The sequence below is a fragment of the Desulfurella sp. genome, assembly GCF_049977265.1.
In the GTDB taxonomy this organism is placed as follows: domain Bacteria; phylum Campylobacterota_A; class Desulfurellia; order Desulfurellales; family Desulfurellaceae; genus Desulfurella.
Genome location: NZ_JBMFGQ010000013.1, coordinates 20,298 through 36,561, shown reverse-complemented (window position 1 = coordinate 36,561; position 16,264 = coordinate 20,298). Strand labels below are relative to the sequence as shown.

The 16,264-nt window shown below is 34.3% G+C and carries 13 protein-coding genes and 5 tRNA genes; 17 read left to right on the top strand and 1 reads right to left on the bottom strand.

The genetic code is table 11. The features are described 5' to 3' along the window. Positions 1-721, bottom strand: a 721-nt coding sequence (locus ACP5FO_RS04100) for a methyl-accepting chemotaxis protein (RefSeq protein WP_428157054.1), incomplete at its 3' end; no start/stop codon positions are given. Positions 722-837: 116 nt separating this feature from the next. Between ACP5FO_RS04100 and rfbA the strand changes: the two genes are divergently transcribed. The 17 genes from rfbA to rpoC all read left to right on the top strand — a co-directional run bounded on the left by rfbA (position 838) and on the right by rpoC (position 16,245). Then, positions 838-1,728, top strand: coding sequence for a glucose-1-phosphate thymidylyltransferase RfbA (gene rfbA / locus ACP5FO_RS04095; protein ID WP_428157053.1), 891 nt, complete (start codon positions 838-840; stop codon positions 1,726-1,728). After that, positions 1,721-2,713, top strand: a complete 993-nt coding sequence (gene rfbB, locus ACP5FO_RS04090) for a dTDP-glucose 4,6-dehydratase (RefSeq protein ID WP_428157052.1) — start codon at positions 1,721-1,723, stop codon at positions 2,711-2,713. Before rfbA ends, rfbB begins: the two co-directional genes overlap by 8 nt. Positions 2,714-2,779: 66 nt before the next feature. Beyond that, positions 2,780-2,854, top strand: a tRNA-Thr gene (locus ACP5FO_RS04085). Between the two features lie 12 nt (positions 2,855-2,866). Then, a tRNA-Tyr gene (locus ACP5FO_RS04080) sits at positions 2,867-2,952 on the top strand. Positions 2,953-2,968: 16 nt separating this feature from the next. Next, positions 2,969-3,044, top strand: a tRNA-Gly gene (locus ACP5FO_RS04075). A 13-nt stretch (positions 3,045-3,057) separates the two neighbouring features. After that, a tRNA-Thr gene (locus ACP5FO_RS04070) sits at positions 3,058-3,133 on the top strand. A 23-nt stretch (positions 3,134-3,156) separates the two neighbouring features. Then, positions 3,157-4,347: an elongation factor Tu gene (gene tuf, locus ACP5FO_RS04065; RefSeq protein ID WP_428108127.1), complete on the top strand. Its 1,191-nt coding sequence runs from the start codon at positions 3,157-3,159 to the stop codon at positions 4,345-4,347. Positions 4,348-4,354: 7 nt separating this feature from the next. Further along, positions 4,355-4,504 (top strand): 50S ribosomal protein L33, encoded by a 150-nt coding sequence (gene rpmG / locus ACP5FO_RS04060; protein ID WP_428108190.1) that lies wholly within the window; start codon positions 4,355-4,357, stop codon positions 4,502-4,504. After that, positions 4,503-4,579 (top strand) — tRNA-Trp (locus ACP5FO_RS04055). The genes rpmG and ACP5FO_RS04055 overlap by 2 nt, the downstream gene beginning before the upstream one ends. An 8-nt stretch (positions 4,580-4,587) precedes the next feature. Then, on the top strand, positions 4,588-4,773 hold the full coding sequence (gene secE, locus ACP5FO_RS04050; protein WP_428108184.1) for a preprotein translocase subunit SecE: 186 nt from the start codon (positions 4,588-4,590) through the stop codon (positions 4,771-4,773). A gap of 13 nt (positions 4,774-4,786) precedes the next feature. Next, positions 4,787-5,329 carry a transcription termination/antitermination protein NusG gene (nusG, locus tag ACP5FO_RS04045; RefSeq protein WP_428108180.1) on the top strand — a complete coding sequence of 181 codons (543 nt, stop codon included), beginning with the start codon at positions 4,787-4,789 and terminating at the stop codon, positions 5,327-5,329. A 12-nt stretch (positions 5,330-5,341) separates the two neighbouring features. Then, a complete protein-coding gene (rplK, locus tag ACP5FO_RS04040) occupies positions 5,342-5,773 on the top strand; it encodes a 50S ribosomal protein L11 (protein WP_428108173.1) in 432 nt (143 codons plus the stop codon). An 18-nt stretch (positions 5,774-5,791) separates the two neighbouring features. Beyond that, complete coding sequence (gene rplA, locus ACP5FO_RS04035; RefSeq protein ID WP_428108164.1) at positions 5,792-6,481, top strand: 50S ribosomal protein L1; 690 nt, start codon at positions 5,792-5,794, stop codon at positions 6,479-6,481. An 89-nt stretch (positions 6,482-6,570) separates the two neighbouring features. Next, positions 6,571-7,086, top strand: a complete 516-nt coding sequence (gene rplJ / locus ACP5FO_RS04030) for a 50S ribosomal protein L10 (protein ID WP_428108161.1) — start codon at positions 6,571-6,573, stop codon at positions 7,084-7,086. A 24-nt stretch (positions 7,087-7,110) separates the two neighbouring features. Beyond that, complete coding sequence (gene rplL / locus ACP5FO_RS04025; protein WP_428108155.1) at positions 7,111-7,497, top strand: 50S ribosomal protein L7/L12; 387 nt, start codon at positions 7,111-7,113, stop codon at positions 7,495-7,497. 100 nt (positions 7,498-7,597) lie between these two features. After that, positions 7,598-11,674 carry a DNA-directed RNA polymerase subunit beta gene (gene rpoB, locus ACP5FO_RS04020; protein ID WP_428108151.1) on the top strand — a complete coding sequence of 1,359 codons (4,077 nt, stop codon included), beginning with the start codon at positions 7,598-7,600 and terminating at the stop codon, positions 11,672-11,674. Positions 11,675-11,685: 11 nt separating this feature from the next. Further along, complete coding sequence (gene rpoC, locus ACP5FO_RS04015; protein ID WP_428108146.1) at positions 11,686-16,245, top strand: DNA-directed RNA polymerase subunit beta'; 4,560 nt, start codon at positions 11,686-11,688, stop codon at positions 16,243-16,245. Positions 16,246-16,264: the final 19 nt, after the last annotated feature.

Sequence of the window (16,264 nt, the reverse complement as noted above, 5' to 3'; positions counted from 1 at the left end):
CTTCAATAGCAGCATTTAAGGCAAGCAGGTTTGTTTGATTTGATATATCATTTATAACATTTACAATAGATAGTATATCATCTATTTGAGCATGCAGGCTTTCCATAGATTGTTTATTTTCATTTAATACTTCAATGGAGTTTTGAGAGGCTTTACTTATGTTTTGCGTTGTCTTTATTGTTTGTTCACTTATGGCATTTACCTCTTCCATAAACCTCACAAAGTTTTCCATATTGTGAGATATATCACCTATGGCTTTTGTGGAATCGTTCATTGTTTTGTTTATTGCTTCAAGATTGTCTTTTGTTTCATCCATATGATGTGTGATGTTTTTTAGCTCAAAGTTAAATTTAGCATTAAAAACAGAAGTTTTTGTAGCATTTGTTATAAGCTCGCTAAAAATGGATTTGGAAAAACTAACAAGCGTATTTATAAATTCACCAAGTGAAGCACAAAAGCCTGGTACAGAGTAGTCTTTTGTTAAATCATACCTATCTTGTTTTGTAATTTTGCAAAACTCATCGGCTGTTTGTTTTGTTGGTTTTATTATAACAAGATAGTAATACCAGAAGTTTACTATAGCAAAAACAAATGTTGCGAAAGTAAATGTGTAGATAAAATATTTTTGCACGAAGCTATTCAAAAAGATGTAAGCTAAAATACCGCCAATAAAGTAAACCAAAAAAACTAAAATAGTAAAAGTTAGTAATTTCTTAACCATAACCTTACCCCCCTTATGCCATAATAATTAAGCAAAGCTATTTTGTCAAATTTGAAGTTTACAAAATTGTAGTTTTATTTTATATTGTGTTTTAGTAAATATTTGGAGGACAATGCATGAGAGGTATAATACTAGCAGGTGGTTCTGGCACAAGGCTTTATCCTGCAACAAGCACAATTTGCAAACAGCTTTTGCCAGTCTATGACAAACCAATGATATATTACCCTTTATCAATTTTGATGCTTGCCGGAATAAGGGATATTTTAATAATATCAACACCAAATGATACACCTAGATTTAGCGAGCTATTGAAAGATGGAACTCATTTAGGTTTAAATATTTCTTATGCTGTACAAAAAACACCAAAAGGCTTAGCAGATGCTTTTCTGGTTGGCGAAGCCTTTATTGGAAGCGATAATGTATGTTTGGTTTTGGGCGACAATATCTTTTATGGTCAAGGCTTATCTTATCTATTAAGAAAAGCAAAGACAATTGCAGAAGAAGAACACAATGCGGTAGTGTTTGGCTATTATGTTAAAAACCCACAGGATTATGGCGTGTTTGAGTTTGATGAAAATTTTAATGTATTAAGTATTGAAGAAAAGCCCCAAAAGCCTAAGTCAAATTATGCAGTGGTTGGTTTGTATTTTTATGATAATACAGTAGTTGATATTGCTAAAAACGTAAAGCCTTCGTGGAGGGGTGAATTAGAAATTACAAGTGTAAACCAAACTTACCTATCTGAATCAAGGCTTAAAGCTATAACATTAGGTAGAGGTTTTGCTTGGCTTGATACGGGAACATTTGATAGTTTACTTGAAGCCAGTCAATTTATACAGACAATAGAAAAACGTCAGGGTTTAAAAGTAGGCTGCATAGAAGAGATTGCATACAAAATGGGCTATATTGACAAGGATAAACTCTTAGAATTAGCTCAACCGCTTAAAAAATCCGGTTATGGAAATTACTTAATAAACATATTGCAAGGAGATCGTGGCAATGAATAAAATGTTAATTAGTGGTGGTGCAGGTTTTATCGGTAGCGAATTTGCTCGTCAAGCTCTAAATAAAGGCTACATTATAGCAATTGTAGATAATCTAACATATGCTGGTGATTTAAAACGTATCGATTCTATAAAAAATAGATTAAAATTCTTTAACTGCGATATAAGCGATTTTGAATCTTTAAAAGAAGTATTTATAAACTTTAAACCAGAAATTGTTGTTCATTTTGCAGCAGAAACGCATGTAGATAGAAGCATATTAAATCCGAATATTTTTATTAAAACAAATATAATTGGTACACAAAACATGCTTGAGATATCTAAAGATGCTTTGTTTGTAAACATTTCAACAGATGAAGTGTATGGAGATTTATCGGCTAATGATGCAAGCTTTACAGAAAATTCCTGCCTAAAACCCAGTTCTCCGTATTCAACAAGCAAAGCATCTCAAGATATGCTTGGACGATCTTATGCTAGAACATATAATGCAAATGTGATGACTATTCGTCCTTCAAATAATTATGGTCCATGGCAATATCCAGAAAAACTAATCCCTGTTGTAATATATAAAGCACTCCAAGATGAGCAAATACCAGTATATGCACAAGGAAAAAATATTAGAGAGTGGACTTTTGTAGAAGACTGCGCAAAAGCAATTCTACAATTGATTGAAAAAAAATGCTCAAATGAAATTTTTAATCTTGGAAGTGGTATTGAAAAGCAAAATATTGAAGTTGTAAAATCTATATTGGCTTTGTTAGACAAATCAGAAAGTTTAATAAATTATGTTAAAGATAGGCCCGGTCATGACTTTAGGTATTCACTGGATTCAACAAAACTCAAAAAAACAATTGATATAAACTTTACAAGCTTTGAGCAAGGCATAGAAAAGACAGTCAAATGGTATCTGGATAATAAAGATTGGCTATTTGAAAAAGCAAAGGAGTTGAAAAGTTACTGGCAGGCAGTTTACAAATCTGAAAGTTAATTTAAAATGATTTTTTTAAAAGTTGTTTGACAATTTTTAAAATATATGTATAATCGTTTTTTGCTTGCTGGCGTAGCTCAATGGTAGAGCAGCTGACTTGTAATCAGCAGGTTGGGGGTTCAAGTCCCTTCGCCAGCTCCATCTAGTGATAATGGAGAGGTTCCCGAGTGGCCAAAGGGAACAGACTGTAAATCTGTCGGCTATTGCCTTCGGAGGTTCGAATCCTCCCCTCTCCACCATTTTAACAAAAAGTAAGCGGGAATAGCTCAGTTGGTAGAGCGCAAGCCTTCCAAGCTTGGGGTCGCGGGTTCGAGTCCCGTTTCCCGCTCCAGATAAAAATTATTGCCTATGTAGCTCAGGTGGTAGAGCACTTCCTTGGTAAGGAAGAGGTCAGCGGTTCAAGCCCGCTCATAGGCTCCATTTTAGTTTAGGAGGTTTCCATTATGGCAAAGGAAAAATATGTTCGTACCAAACCTCACGTAAATATTGGTACAATTGGACACGTTGACCACGGCAAGACTACACTGACTGCAGCTATAACAAAAGTTTTAGCCAAAAAAGGTTTTGCAGAGTTTAAAGATTACTCTCAAATAGATAACGCTCCAGAAGAAAGAGAAAGGGGTGTTACTATAAATACTTCTCATGTTGAGTATGAAACATCCAAAAGGCATTATGCACACGTAGACTGTCCAGGGCATGCTGACTACATAAAAAACATGATCACAGGTGCCGCTCAAATGGATGGAGCAATACTTGTTGTTTCAGCAGCAGATGGTCCAATGCCACAAACAAGAGAGCATATTCTGCTTGCCCGCCAGGTAGGTGTGCCATATATAGTGGTATTTTTAAATAAAGTAGATATGGTTGATGATCCAGAACTAATTGATCTTGTAGAAATGGAAGTAAGGGAATTGCTTTCAAAATATAACTTTCCAGGCGATGATATCCCAGTTATAAGAGGCAGTGCTCTAAAAGCTTTAGAGTCTGATTCAGAAAATGAATGGACTAAATCAATAGAAGACTTAATGAATGCTGTAGATGAGTATATACCAACACCAGAGCGTGACTCAGACAAACCATTCTTAATGCCAATCGAAGATATATTTACAATATCAGGCCGTGGTACTGTGGTAACAGGTAGAGTGGAGCGCGGTGTAATTAAAACAGGCGATGAAATAGAAATAGTAGGTTTAAAGCCTACACAAAAAACTGTTGCAACTTCTCTTGAGATGTTTAGAAAGATACTAGATGAAGCTCTTCCTGGTGACAATGTAGGTGTACTCTTGCGAGGCACAAAGAAAGAAGAAGTAGAGCGTGGTATGGTTCTTGCAAAACCAGGTTCGATTACACCACATACAAAATTTAAGGCTCAGGTATACGTTCTAACAAAAGAAGAAGGTGGTAGGCACACACCATTCTTTAATGGCTATAGACCGCAATTCTACGTAAGAACCACAGACGTGACAGGTACGGTCCAGCTCAAAGAAGGTGTAGAAATGGTTATGCCAGGTGATAATGTGGAAATGGAAGTAGAACTTATTGCTCCAATAGCACTTGAAAAAGAAACAAGATTTGCTATAAGGGAAGGTGGCAAAACTGTTGGTGCTGGTGTAGTTATTGAGATAATTAAGTGAGGCTAAAATGAGAGAGTTAGTTTATCTTGCTTGCAGTCAATGTAAAAATAAAAATTATACAAGCACAAGAGATAAGAAAAAATCTAAGGATAAATTGGAATTAAGGAAGTATTGCCCACATTGCAATACGCATACAATACACAAAGAGGTAAAATAGGTCAGTAGCTCCAATTGGTAGAGCGGCGGTCTCCAAAACCGCATGTTGGGGGTTCGAGTCCCTCCTGGCCTGCCAAATATTTTATGTTTGAAAAAATTAAAAGTTTTTTAGAAGAAGTTAAAGCGGAAGTTAAAAAGGTAGTCTGGCCAAAAAGACGAGAAATTGTTACAGCCACAATTGCTGTTGTAATTTTCTCTTTCGTGGTATCGACATTACTTGGATTGTTGGATTTTATATTTTCATATGGTTTAGAAAAATTATTTAGGTAAAGTTTGGTGTTAGATGTTTGAAAATCAAGATTTTAAATGGTATGCTATACATACTCAAGTGGGTCAAGAAGAGAAAGTAAAAAATATGATACTAAGCAAAGCAAAAGAAGCTGGTTTAGAAGAAGATATATCTGAAATATTGGTGCCGCAAGAAGAAGTGATAGAAGTTAAAAAAGGTAAAAAAGAACTTGTTAAAAAATGCATGTATCCTAGTTATGTATTTATCAGGTCAAAAATGAATGTAAATTTATATAATACTTTAAAAAGATTACCTCTAGTCACAGGTTTTGTAGGTTCTAAAAATGAGCCCATACCTATAGAGGATTTTGAAGTTAAAAAAATTGTAGATAAAATAAATCAGGCTAAAGAGACACCTCGCTTATCGATATCTTTTGAGCATGGCGAAAAAGTAAGAGTTATAGAAGGTCCATTTTCCAACTTTGTAGGTACCATTGAAGAAGTAGACATTACAAAAGCTAGATTAAAGATACTGATTAGTATTTTTGGTAGATCTACGCCCGTAGAGCTAGACTACAATGAAGTTGAGAAAGCATAGAAGGAGATTAGTATGGCAAAAAAAGAGTTAGTTACTCAGGTAAAATTACAACTGCCAGCTGGCAAAGCGACACCAGCCCCACCGGTTGGTCCAGCGCTTGGACAACACGGGCTTAATATAATGGATTTCGTTAAAAAATTTAACGATGCGACAGCAGATAAAGGTGACACTATTATACCTGTGTTGATCAATGTTTACAAAGATAGAAGTTTTGACTTTGTATTAAAAACACCGCCAGCAAGCGTTCTAATCAAAAAAGCATTGAGTTTGCAAAAAGGTTCAAGCAATGCACTAAAAGTGAAAGTTGGAAAATTAAGCAAAGAGAAATTAGAAGAAATTGCTAAGATTAAAATGCCTGATTTAAATACAAAAGAAGTAACAAAGGCTATGAAAATAATTGCTGGAACAGCTATAAATATGGGCGTTGAAGTACAAGATTTTTAAATTAAGAGAGGTTTACAAATGGCTAAGCATGGAAAGAAATACAGACAAGCATTAGAAAAATATGATTTAACCGTCGATTATGATTTAGAAAATGCTATAAACATAATAAAAGACATGGCGTATGCTAATTATGATGAAACCGTAGAAATACACACGAACCTAGGCATAGATCCAAGACATGCAGAACAACAGTTAAGAGGTACCGTCTTACTTCCAAAAGGCAGTGGCAAAACACTCAAGGTGTTAGTATTTGCAAAAGGTGAGAAAATTAAAGAAGCTCAAGAAGCTGGTGCTGATTTTGTTGGTGCCGATGAATTGATTGAAAAAATTCAATCTGGATGGATGGATTTTGATAAAGCTATAGCAACACCTGATATGATGGGAGCGGTAGGTAAAATTGGTAAAATTCTAGGACCAAGGGGATTGATGCCAAATCCCAAAGTTGGCACAGTAACATTTGATGTGTCTGGAGCAGTTAAGAGATTTAAAGCTGGCGAAGTAGAGTTTAGAAGCGATAAAACTGGAAATGTTCATCTAATTGCAGGTAAAAAGTCTTTCGATCAAAAAGATTTACTTGAAAACATCAAGACTATTTACGATACGATTTTAAAAGCAAAACCATCAACATCAAAAGGTAAATACATAAAGTCATTTTATATTGCAACTACTCATTCACCAAGTGTCAAAGTTAAGCTACAAGCAGTTTAAAATAAATTTAAGAGGTCAAAGATAGCGGGTAGCTACTGCTTTAAAATTCAGCCTGCTTGAGACTTGGCCCGTCTGAAAGGAGGGAGATTTTGAAAAAAGAGAAAAAGCTCGAGGTTGTGGAACAAATTAGAAATAACCTCGAAGATGCGCAAGCTGTGTATTTAGTAGATTACTCTGGTGTTAATGTAAAAACGCTTGAACTTGTAAGGGATCAGATCAAAGAATTGGGAGATTCTTTTAATGTAATAAAAAACACGCTTGTAGCTAAAGCTACGCAGGATACTAAATGGGCTAGTATTGCAAATTTACTTGAAGGTCCAAATGCTTTTGCTGTAAGCTACAATGATCCTATAGCTTTGGCGAAGCTTTTACTAAAAGCGGAAAAGAGTATTGAAAAATTACAGTTAAAATCTGCAGTAATGTATGGTAGTGTTTTTAATCATGATCAAATTGAAGCTATTTCTAAACTACCACCAAAAGAAGTATTGCTATCTATGTTGCTTGGCTTGCTAAATGCACCGGCAAGGGGTTTGGTAAGTGTTTTAGCTGGTGTTTTAAGAAAACCTTTATATGCATTAAATGCTATAAAAGAAAAAAAATCTTAATATATTAAATGGAGGAAGAAGTAAATGGCTGATATTACAAGACAAGACGTTATAAAATTTATAGAAAACATGACTGTTTTGGAGCTTTCTGAATTTGTTAAGGAACTAGAAGAAAAATTTGGCGTAAGTGCCGCTGCACCACAAGTTGCAGTTGCCAGTGCTCAGCCTGCTGCTGCAAGCGAGGAAAAAGCTGAAGAGAAAACCGAATTTGATGTAATAATAAAATCTGCTGGAGATAAAAAAATTCAGGTTATCAAGGTTGTAAGGGAATTAACACAATTGGGATTAAAAGAAGCAAAAGATTTAGTTGATGGTGCTCCAAACAAAGTAAAAGAAAATGTAAGCAAAGAAGAAGCAGAAAGCATTAAAGCAAAATTAGAAGAAGCTGGCGCAGTAGTAGAGATAAACTAATTATTCTTTTTTTTAGAAGGAGGGGCATTATAGTCTCCTCTCTTTTTTTGTTTTTTATACCAATAATAAATATTAAATAAAGTTTTTGACGAGGTGAAGTATGGTGCAGCCTCTTTGTTTAGATTACAGAATGAGAGTAAATTTTGCTCAAAGTCGAGAAGTACTGCCTGTGCCTGATATTTTAAGCATGGCTGTTGAATCTTATGAAAGATTTTTGCAAAAAGGTAGCGATTACGAAAAAACATTAGAAAATGCTTTCAATGAAATTTTTCCTATTGAAGATGTGCATGGAAAGATAAAATTAGAGTATGTTGATTACTATATAAGGGAAACAAAACATAGTTCAATAGTTTGCAAACTGAAAGGTATTTCTTATAGTGCACCGTTAATGCTAAAAGTAAAACTGACACTATGGGATGTAGATGCTTCTGGAAACAAAATTGGCGTTAAAGACATTAAAGAGCAAGAAATTTATGTATGCGAACTTCCATTGATGAGTGAATCCGGAAGTTTTATTATAAATGGCGTAGAGAGAGTTATTGTAAATCAATTGCATAGATCCCCGGGTGTTATCTTTAAAAATTTAACTCAACAAAAAGAAAACAACTATTATGCTCAAATAATACCAGAAAAAGGCAGTTGGGTAGAATTTGAAACTGACAATAAAAATCTTTTACATGCAAGAATAGACAGAAAAAAGAAATTTCCTGCGACTGTTATTTTGAAATCATTAGGCTTTAGCAACATTGATATATTGAGTAAGATATATAAAATAGCTGAAATCAATATTAAAGACGGTCGTATATATGCAACTTTAGATAAGAATTTGCAAGGTATTAGGCTAAGTGAAGATATTGTGGTTGATGGTGAAATTATTGCCCAGAAGCAAAAAAAATTAACAACCAAAGCTATTTCTCATCTAATAGATTTAAGTGTAAGAGAAGTTATTATAGACGAAAGCGAACTTTTAGATAAATTCACTGTAGAAAAGATCGACAACAATGGTACTGTGGTAGAGGGATTGACGCTTATAGATTCAAAGATTTTACAGGAACTTAAATTAATGGGAAATGTAAGCTTTAAAATAGTTTTTAGCGAATATAATGACGATATAATTATAAATACATTGAAAGCTGATCGCGATGTGTTACAAAAAAGAAGAATTGGTTTAAAAGAAGATATAGCAATTGAAGATATTGCAAAAATTTACTTGCATAAGTCTTTAAGACCAGGTGAGCATTCATCTGTTGAAGAAGCAAATAAATTTTTTGCTGGACTTTTTTTTGATCCCCTAAAATACGATTTATCAGTTGAAGGCAGGGCAAAAATAAATGAAACGTTAGGCATTGAGGTTCCAAAAGACGTAAGGGTGCTTACAGTCGATGATTTCTTCGGTATTATAAAACATATAATTTTATTTAAAAATGGAAAAGTTTCTGCAGATGATATGGATAGTTTATCTAACAGGAGAGTACATTTAGTTGGAGAGCTTTTGTATGCCGAAGTTAGAAAAGGTCTCTATAGAATGCAAAGATTGATTAAAGACAGATTATTAATGCCAAAAGATAGTGATGATTTAACACCATATGATGTTATAAATACAAAGCCAGTTGCAAGTACAGTTAAGGACTTTTTTGCTACAGGCCAGTTATCTCAATTCTTGGATCAAACAAATATACTATCTGAAATTTCACACAAAAGAAGATTGTCAGCTTTAGGACCTGGCGGTTTAACAAGAGAAAGGGCAGGATTTGAAGTACGTGATGTTCACCCTTCTCACTATGGGAGACTTTGTCCAATAGAAACACCAGAAGGTCCAAATATTGGACTAATTGTATCATTTTCTATATATGCTAAAGTTAATGAGTATGGTTTTATTGAAACGCCTTATAGAACGGTAGAAAACGGTAAGGTTAGCGATAAGATTATTTATATGACAGCAGGTAAAGAAAAAGATCATATAATTGCACAGGCTAGCGTCGATTTAAATGCTGATGGCACATTTGCTCAGGATTATGTTCCGTCTATGAAAAACGGTGAATTTATTATGGCAAACAAGACGGACGTGAACTTGATGGATGTGTCTCCAAGACAAATTGTATCAGTGGCGGCTAGCCTGATTCCATTTTTAGAGCATGATGATGCAAACAGGGCTCTTATGGGTTCTAATATGCAGCGTCAAGCGGTGCCTCTTGTTGTACCAGAAGCTCCTCTTGTTGGGACTGGTATTGAAAAAGAGGTTGGAATATACTCAAGGCATGCTGTGATTGCAAATAGAGAAGGTACTGTAATAAGAGTAGAAAGTAATAAAGTTTATATAGCAGTTAAAACAGAAAATGATGTATTTGAAATTGACAAATATGATTTAGATAATTTTGCTAGATCAAACCAGGACACATGTTTTTCGCAGAAACCTATCGTAAAAATTGATGATTATGTAAAGAAGAATCAAGTTATAGCCGATGGTCCAACTATGGACAAAGGCGAACTAGCTTTAGGTAGAAATATGGTTGTGGCTTTTGTCCCATGGAGAGGCTATAATTATGAAGATGGTATAGCCTTATCAAGACGTGTTGTAGAAGAAGACTTATTTACTTCTTTGCACATTAAAGAGTTTGAAGTTTACGCACGTGATACTAAATTAGGACCAGAAGAGATAACTGCTGATATTCCAAGTGCTTCTGCTGATTTGATTAAAAATTTGGATAAAAACGGTATTGTAAGAATAGGAGCTTATGTAAAACCAGGTGATATACTTGTTGGTAAGGTAACGCCAAAAGCAGAAACGCACTACTCCCCAGAAGAAAGACTATTGCGAGCTATTTTTGGTGAAAAGGCTACCAATGTATCCGATTCATCGCTTAGGGTACCATCTGATACGGAAGGTACTGTAATAGATGTGAGGATATTTAGACGAAAAGGAACAGAAAAAATAGCAAGAGAAGAATTAATACAAAAAGAAGATGTAAGAAGAATTAATGAAGAGCTAAAAATCCAAATAAATCTTTTAGAAAAGCTAAAATTGGAGTCTTATAAATACTTACTTAAAGAAGAAACGTTAGAAAAAGATTTAGATATAGAAGACATGAGTTATAAAAAAGGGACAAAGCTTGATAAATGTGCGCTTGATGTTTTAGATGAAAGTCAAATAAAAGAATTGCTTTCTCCAAAAAACAGACTTAGAGTAAAAGAGATCGATAAGCATAATAAGAAGTTAGCCAAAATACTCAAAGATGAATATGCTAAGAAATTGAAAGAAATTGACAAAGAAGACGAGCTGCCACCAAGCGTGATTATGAGTGTAAAAGTTTTTATTGCAACAAAGAGAAAATTATCGGTTGGCGATAAAATGAGCGGCAGACATGGAAACAAAGGCGTAGTATCCAGGATTTTGCCTGTTTGCGATATGCCATTTCTTGAAGATGGTTCTGCTGTTGATATAGTATTAAATCCATTAGGCGTTCCGTCAAGGATGAATTTAGGTCAGATATTAGAAACTCACTTGGGATGGGTGTCTAAAGGGTTAGGTAAAAAGATTGATAACTTGCTCAAGGAGGGCAAAAAAGACTTAATAAGACAACACTTAAAACAAATCTTTATGGGCAATGCCGATTCATTTATAGATGGCCTTAGTGATGATTTGCTTGATATTTATCTAAAAGAGTGGAGGAACGGTATTCATTTTGCAACGCCAGTATTTGAGGGACCAAAAGAAATTGATTTTGATTATTATAAAAAAGTATTAGGAATTGATACATTTAAATCAAGCTTGTATGATGGATTAACTGGCGAAAAATTTATGGAACCAGTCACAGTAGGTGTTATGTATATATTGAAACTGCATCATCTGGTTGACGATAAAGTTCACGCAAGAAGCGTTGGCCCCTATTCGCTTGTGACGCAACAGCCGCTCGGCGGTAAAGCACATTTTGGTGGTCAACGATTTGGCGAAATGGAAGTGTGGTCGCTAGAAGGATACGGTGCAGCTTATACTTTGCAAGAGATGTTGACAGTCAAATCAGACGATGTAAGTGGTAGAAGCAAAATTTATGAGGCCATCGTTAAAGGCAAGCCAGTCTTACTTGGTGGTATTCCTGAATCATTTAATGTGCTTGTTAAAGAATTACAATCATTAGGTTTAGATATAGAGCTTTTAAAAGATGTTAGAAGAAGATAATAGGGGGTATAATGTTTACCGTTTTAAAAAGTAAGCCAAAATCATCAAGGGATTTTGATAGCATTAGAATAAAACTAGCGTCCCCTGAACGCATAAGAGAATGGAGTTATGGAGAGGTAAAAAAAGCAGAAACAATCAATTATAGAACATTTAAACCCGAAAGGGACGGTCTTTTCTGCGCAAAAATCTTTGGTCCCATGAAAGATTATGAGTGCTTATGTGGGAAGTATAAACGCATTAAATACAAAGGTATAGTATGTGAAAAATGCGGTGTTGAAGTAACTGAATCACGTGTAAGAAGAGAACGTATGGGTCATATTGAATTAGCCGTGCCTGTTGTGCATATTTGGTATTTAAAAAGTGTTCCAAGCATGCTCTCTATTATACTAGATATGAAATTAAAGGATTTAGAAAGAATAGTTTATTATGAAGCATATGTTGTTGTTCATTCCGAAGTAGATGAAATTCCAGTTAAGACGGTTTTAACAGAAAGCGCTTACAAAGAAGCAATAGAAACCTATGGTATAAAAGTAAATGCAGAAATGGGCGCTCAATCCATATATACTTTATTAAAAAATCTAGACCTAGATAAAGCGTTAAATGAGCTTAAAGAAGAGCATGAAGCTACTTCTTCTGATTTAAAGAAGAAGAAAATTATGAAACGCATAAAGCTTATTGAGAAATTTAAAAGAAGTTCAAATAAGCCAGAATGGATGGTTATGAAAGTTCTGCCAGTTTTGCCACCGGATTTAAGGCCGCTGGTGTCTCTTGAAGGAGGCAGATTTGCTTCTTCTGATTTAAACGACTTATACAGGAGAATTATCAATAGAAATAATAGGCTAAAGCGACTGTTAGAATTGGGTGCACCTTCAATTATTGTAAGAAATGAAATGAGAATGCTTCAAGAAGCTGTAGATGCTTTAATTGATAATGGCAGAAGAAAACAGGTAGTGAGGGCTTCTAACAATAGGCCATTGAAATCTCTAAGCGATACGATAAAAGGCAAAGAGGGACGCTTTAGAAGAAATTTATTAGGCAAGAGAGTGGATTATTCTGGAAGATCAGTTATTGTGGCAGGTCCAGATCTAAGAATTGACCAATGCGGCTTGCCAAAAATTATGGCTTATGAGCTATTTAAACCATTTATTTATAATAAATTAATAGAGGAAGGTCATGCACTGACTGTCAAAAATGCAAAAAAAATTGTTGAAGACAAAGAACCAATTGTATGGGATTTGCTTGAAGAAATAGTAAAAGAATACCCTGTATTGTTAAATAGAGCGCCTACTTTGCATAGGATATCTATACAAGCTTTCTATCCAATTCTTACAGACGAAAAAGCAATACGATTACATCCTTTAGTTTGTGCTGCTTTTAATGCCGATTTTGATGGCGACCAAATGGCGGTGCATGTGCCTATAAGTGTTGAAGCGCAGCTTGAATCAAAAGTGATAATGTTAGCATCTCAAAATATCATATCACCAGCTCATGGCAATCCTATTGCAGTGCCTTCTCAAGACATGGTACTTGGTATATACTATATGACAAAAGCAAGTGAGAATGCAAAAGGTGAATCAGCAATATTTGCAAATGCCTGGAGTGTAAGTTTGGCCTATGAAAATGGTGTAGTAGATTTAAATGCAAAAATAAAATATAAGATAGAAGATACAGTTATTAACACTACCGTTGGAAGGGTGTTATTTAGCGAAATAGTGCCGAAAGTTGTTCCTTTTTCTTTTATAAATAAGACATTTAGTAAAAAAGACCTAAACAAACTTATTACTTACATATATAAGAATACTGATTTACCAACAACAGTTGCTTTTTTGGACAACGTCAAAAAATTAGGTTTTGAGATGGCAACAAGGTCTGGCATTTCAATATCTGTTGACGATATTTTAGTGCCAGAAGACAAGTCAAGTATAATAGAAAGTGCCGAGGAAGAAGCAAGAAAGATACAAAATCAATATGAACAGGGTTTGTTAACAGATTCAGAACGCTATAATAAAATAGTAGACCTTTGGAATAATGTTACAGAAGAAATCTCAAAGGTTATGATGGTAAAGTTAGGTGGCACTTTTAATGAAAGCTTTAACCCTATTTTTATGATGGCAGATTCTGGCGCCAGGGGTAGTTTGCAGCAAATGAGACAGCTTGCGGGCATTAGAGGGCTTATGACAAAACCATCGGGCGATATTATAGAAACACCAATAAAGTCAAATTTCAAAGAAGGCTTGAACGTAATTGAGTATTTTGTATCTACTCATGGCGCAAGAAAAGGTTTAGCAGATACTGCATTAAAAACTGCAAATGCTGGCTATCTAACTAGAAAACTTATTGATGTGGCGCAAGACGTTTTTATAACAGCCGAAGATTGTGGTACAACAGAAGGTTTAGAGGTAAGTGCTTTAATAGTCAATGGAGAGGAAATAGAATCGCTTCAGGAAAGAATTTCAGGTAGGATTTCCGCAGAGGATATTATAAATCCACTAACTCAAGAATTAATTGTTAAAGAAAATCAAGAAATTACAGAAGAGTTAGCAGAAAAAGTAGTTGAAGCTGGCATAAGAAGCGTAAAAATATTCTCTGTTTTGACATGTAAAGCAAAATATGGAGTTTGCGCCAAGTGTTATGGTAGAGATTTAGGTAGAGGCAAAAAAATTGAAATTGGCGAAGCTGTAGGTATTATTGCTGCACAATCAATTGGTGAGCCAGGAACTCAGCTTACACTTAGAACCTTTCACGTTGGCGGTACTGCTTTAAGAGCAGGAGAAAAAGTCAGCGCAGAAACTAAAAAAGCAGGTATGGTAAAGTACTTTTACCTTAGAACCTCGATAAATTCTGAAAAAAATAACGTAATATTAAGTAGAAGGGATGCTGCTTTATTGATTATAGAACCTCAGATTGTTGCAGTAAATAGTGGTATAGTTTCAATTGAACAAACCAAAACAGATTTTGTATTAAACATAAACAATGACAAAGAGATCTATAATATAAGGAAAATCGATTTTATCAACGAAAAGGATATCATACAAAATGATTCTAATGTTGTTGGTAAATTAATTTTTAATATAGAAAACTCTCAAACAGTAAAAGAAGGTGATTTACTTGTTGGCAGGATTTTGGAAGTATATTCTGTGCCGAAAAACCTACCTTATGGCGCTAGAATATATTTAAATGACAGAGATACAATCAAACGTTTTGTACGAACAAGTGATGCTGGTATAGTAAAATTTGTTGTATTAAAAGGTCAATCATTCATAGAAATAGAAGGATTTGAAAATGATACTGTGGATAAACACGGTGCTCATATTTTGATTATTGATGAACAAGGAATACTGAAAAAACGATACTATTTATCAATTGGTAGTAAGGTTTTTGTAAAAAATAACGCTAAGGTAAAAAGTGGAGAAATAATTGCCGGCTATGATGATGTGATTAAAAAACGCGTTATGGAATCTGATCCATCTATTTATTTATCAAGCACAATAATAGCTGATTGGGATTCATATACGGACTTTTTGCTTGTTGATACAGAAGGATATGTAAAATTTGTTGACATAGTAAATAATGTTACATTAAGGGTTGATATAGATAAAATTACTGGTCTCAAAAGTAATATAATAATAGAAAGCAAAAATGTTAATTTAAAACCTAGAATCGAGATTATTGACGAAAATGGAAAAGTTAAAATATCAGAGAGTACACATGAAGAAGCTGTGTATTATTTGCCACCAGGCATTATTTTACAACGAGAAAATGGAGATTATGTTAAGCCGGGCGATACTCTTGGAAAGATTCCTAGAGAGGCAACAAAAACTACCGATATTACGGGTGGTTTGCCCAGGTTGAACGATATATTTGAAGCAAAAAAACCAAAAGAATCTGCTGCGCTTAGCGAAATAAGCGGTATTATTTCATACGCAGGCGAGTTTAAAGGCAAAAGAAGGATTATTATCACATCAACCATTGGAAAAGGTGAGGCAAAAAAAGAATACTTAATAGCTCGAAATAGACGTATTCTTGTATATCCAGGTGATAGAGTGCAAGCTGGTGATCCTTTGACTGACGGTATCATAAATCCACACGATATTTTGAGAATATTGGGTGAAAAAGTATTGAGATGGCATTTAGTTAACGAAATTCAACAAGTTTATAAATTGCAAGGTGTTACAATTAATGATAAACATATTGAAATTATAGTAAAACAAATGCTGTCAAAAATTATTGTTGAAGATGCTGGTGATACAGATTTTATTGAAGGAGATTTAGTAGATAAATTTGTGTTTGAAAGAAAGAACCAATATACGATAGAAAATAATAAAAAGCCAGCAATTGGCAAAATAAGTTTGTTAGGTATTACAAAGGCATCACTAAATACCGATAGTTTTATATCAGCAGCCTCATTTCAAGAAACTGTAAAAATATTAACCGATGCAGCTATAACAGGTTCAATTGATGCACTTAAGGGTTTAAAGGAAAATGTTATTGTAGGAAGGCTAATTCCAGTAGGAACTGGACAGAAAAGATTTGATGATATAAATATTGAGATGAAAATTCTTGACAAATAAGAGTTTTATTGGTAATTTA

Bases quoted from the DNA above. Each gene is read 5' to 3' on its own strand.
- tuf (WP_428108127.1), top strand. From the start codon at position 3,157: ATGGCAAAGGAAAAATATGTTCGTACCAAACCTCACGTAAATATTGGT.
- nusG (WP_428108180.1), top strand. From the start codon at position 4,787: ATGTTTGAAAATCAAGATTTTAAATGGTATGCTATACATACTCAAGTG.
- rfbA (WP_428157053.1), top strand. From the start codon at position 838: ATGAGAGGTATAATACTAGCAGGTGGTTCTGGCACAAGGCTTTATCCT.
- rplL (WP_428108155.1), top strand. From the start codon at position 7,111: ATGGCTGATATTACAAGACAAGACGTTATAAAATTTATAGAAAACATG.
- rplA (WP_428108164.1), top strand. From the start codon at position 5,792: ATGGCTAAGCATGGAAAGAAATACAGACAAGCATTAGAAAAATATGAT.
- rpoB (WP_428108151.1), top strand. From the start codon at position 7,598: ATGGTGCAGCCTCTTTGTTTAGATTACAGAATGAGAGTAAATTTTGCT.
- rfbB (WP_428157052.1), top strand. From the start codon at position 1,721: ATGAATAAAATGTTAATTAGTGGTGGTGCAGGTTTTATCGGTAGCGAA.
- rplK (WP_428108173.1), top strand. From the start codon at position 5,342: ATGGCAAAAAAAGAGTTAGTTACTCAGGTAAAATTACAACTGCCAGCT.
- rpmG (WP_428108190.1), top strand. From the start codon at position 4,355: ATGAGAGAGTTAGTTTATCTTGCTTGCAGTCAATGTAAAAATAAAAAT.
- secE (WP_428108184.1), top strand. From the start codon at position 4,588: ATGTTTGAAAAAATTAAAAGTTTTTTAGAAGAAGTTAAAGCGGAAGTT.
- rpoC (WP_428108146.1), top strand. From the start codon at position 11,686: ATGTTTACCGTTTTAAAAAGTAAGCCAAAATCATCAAGGGATTTTGAT.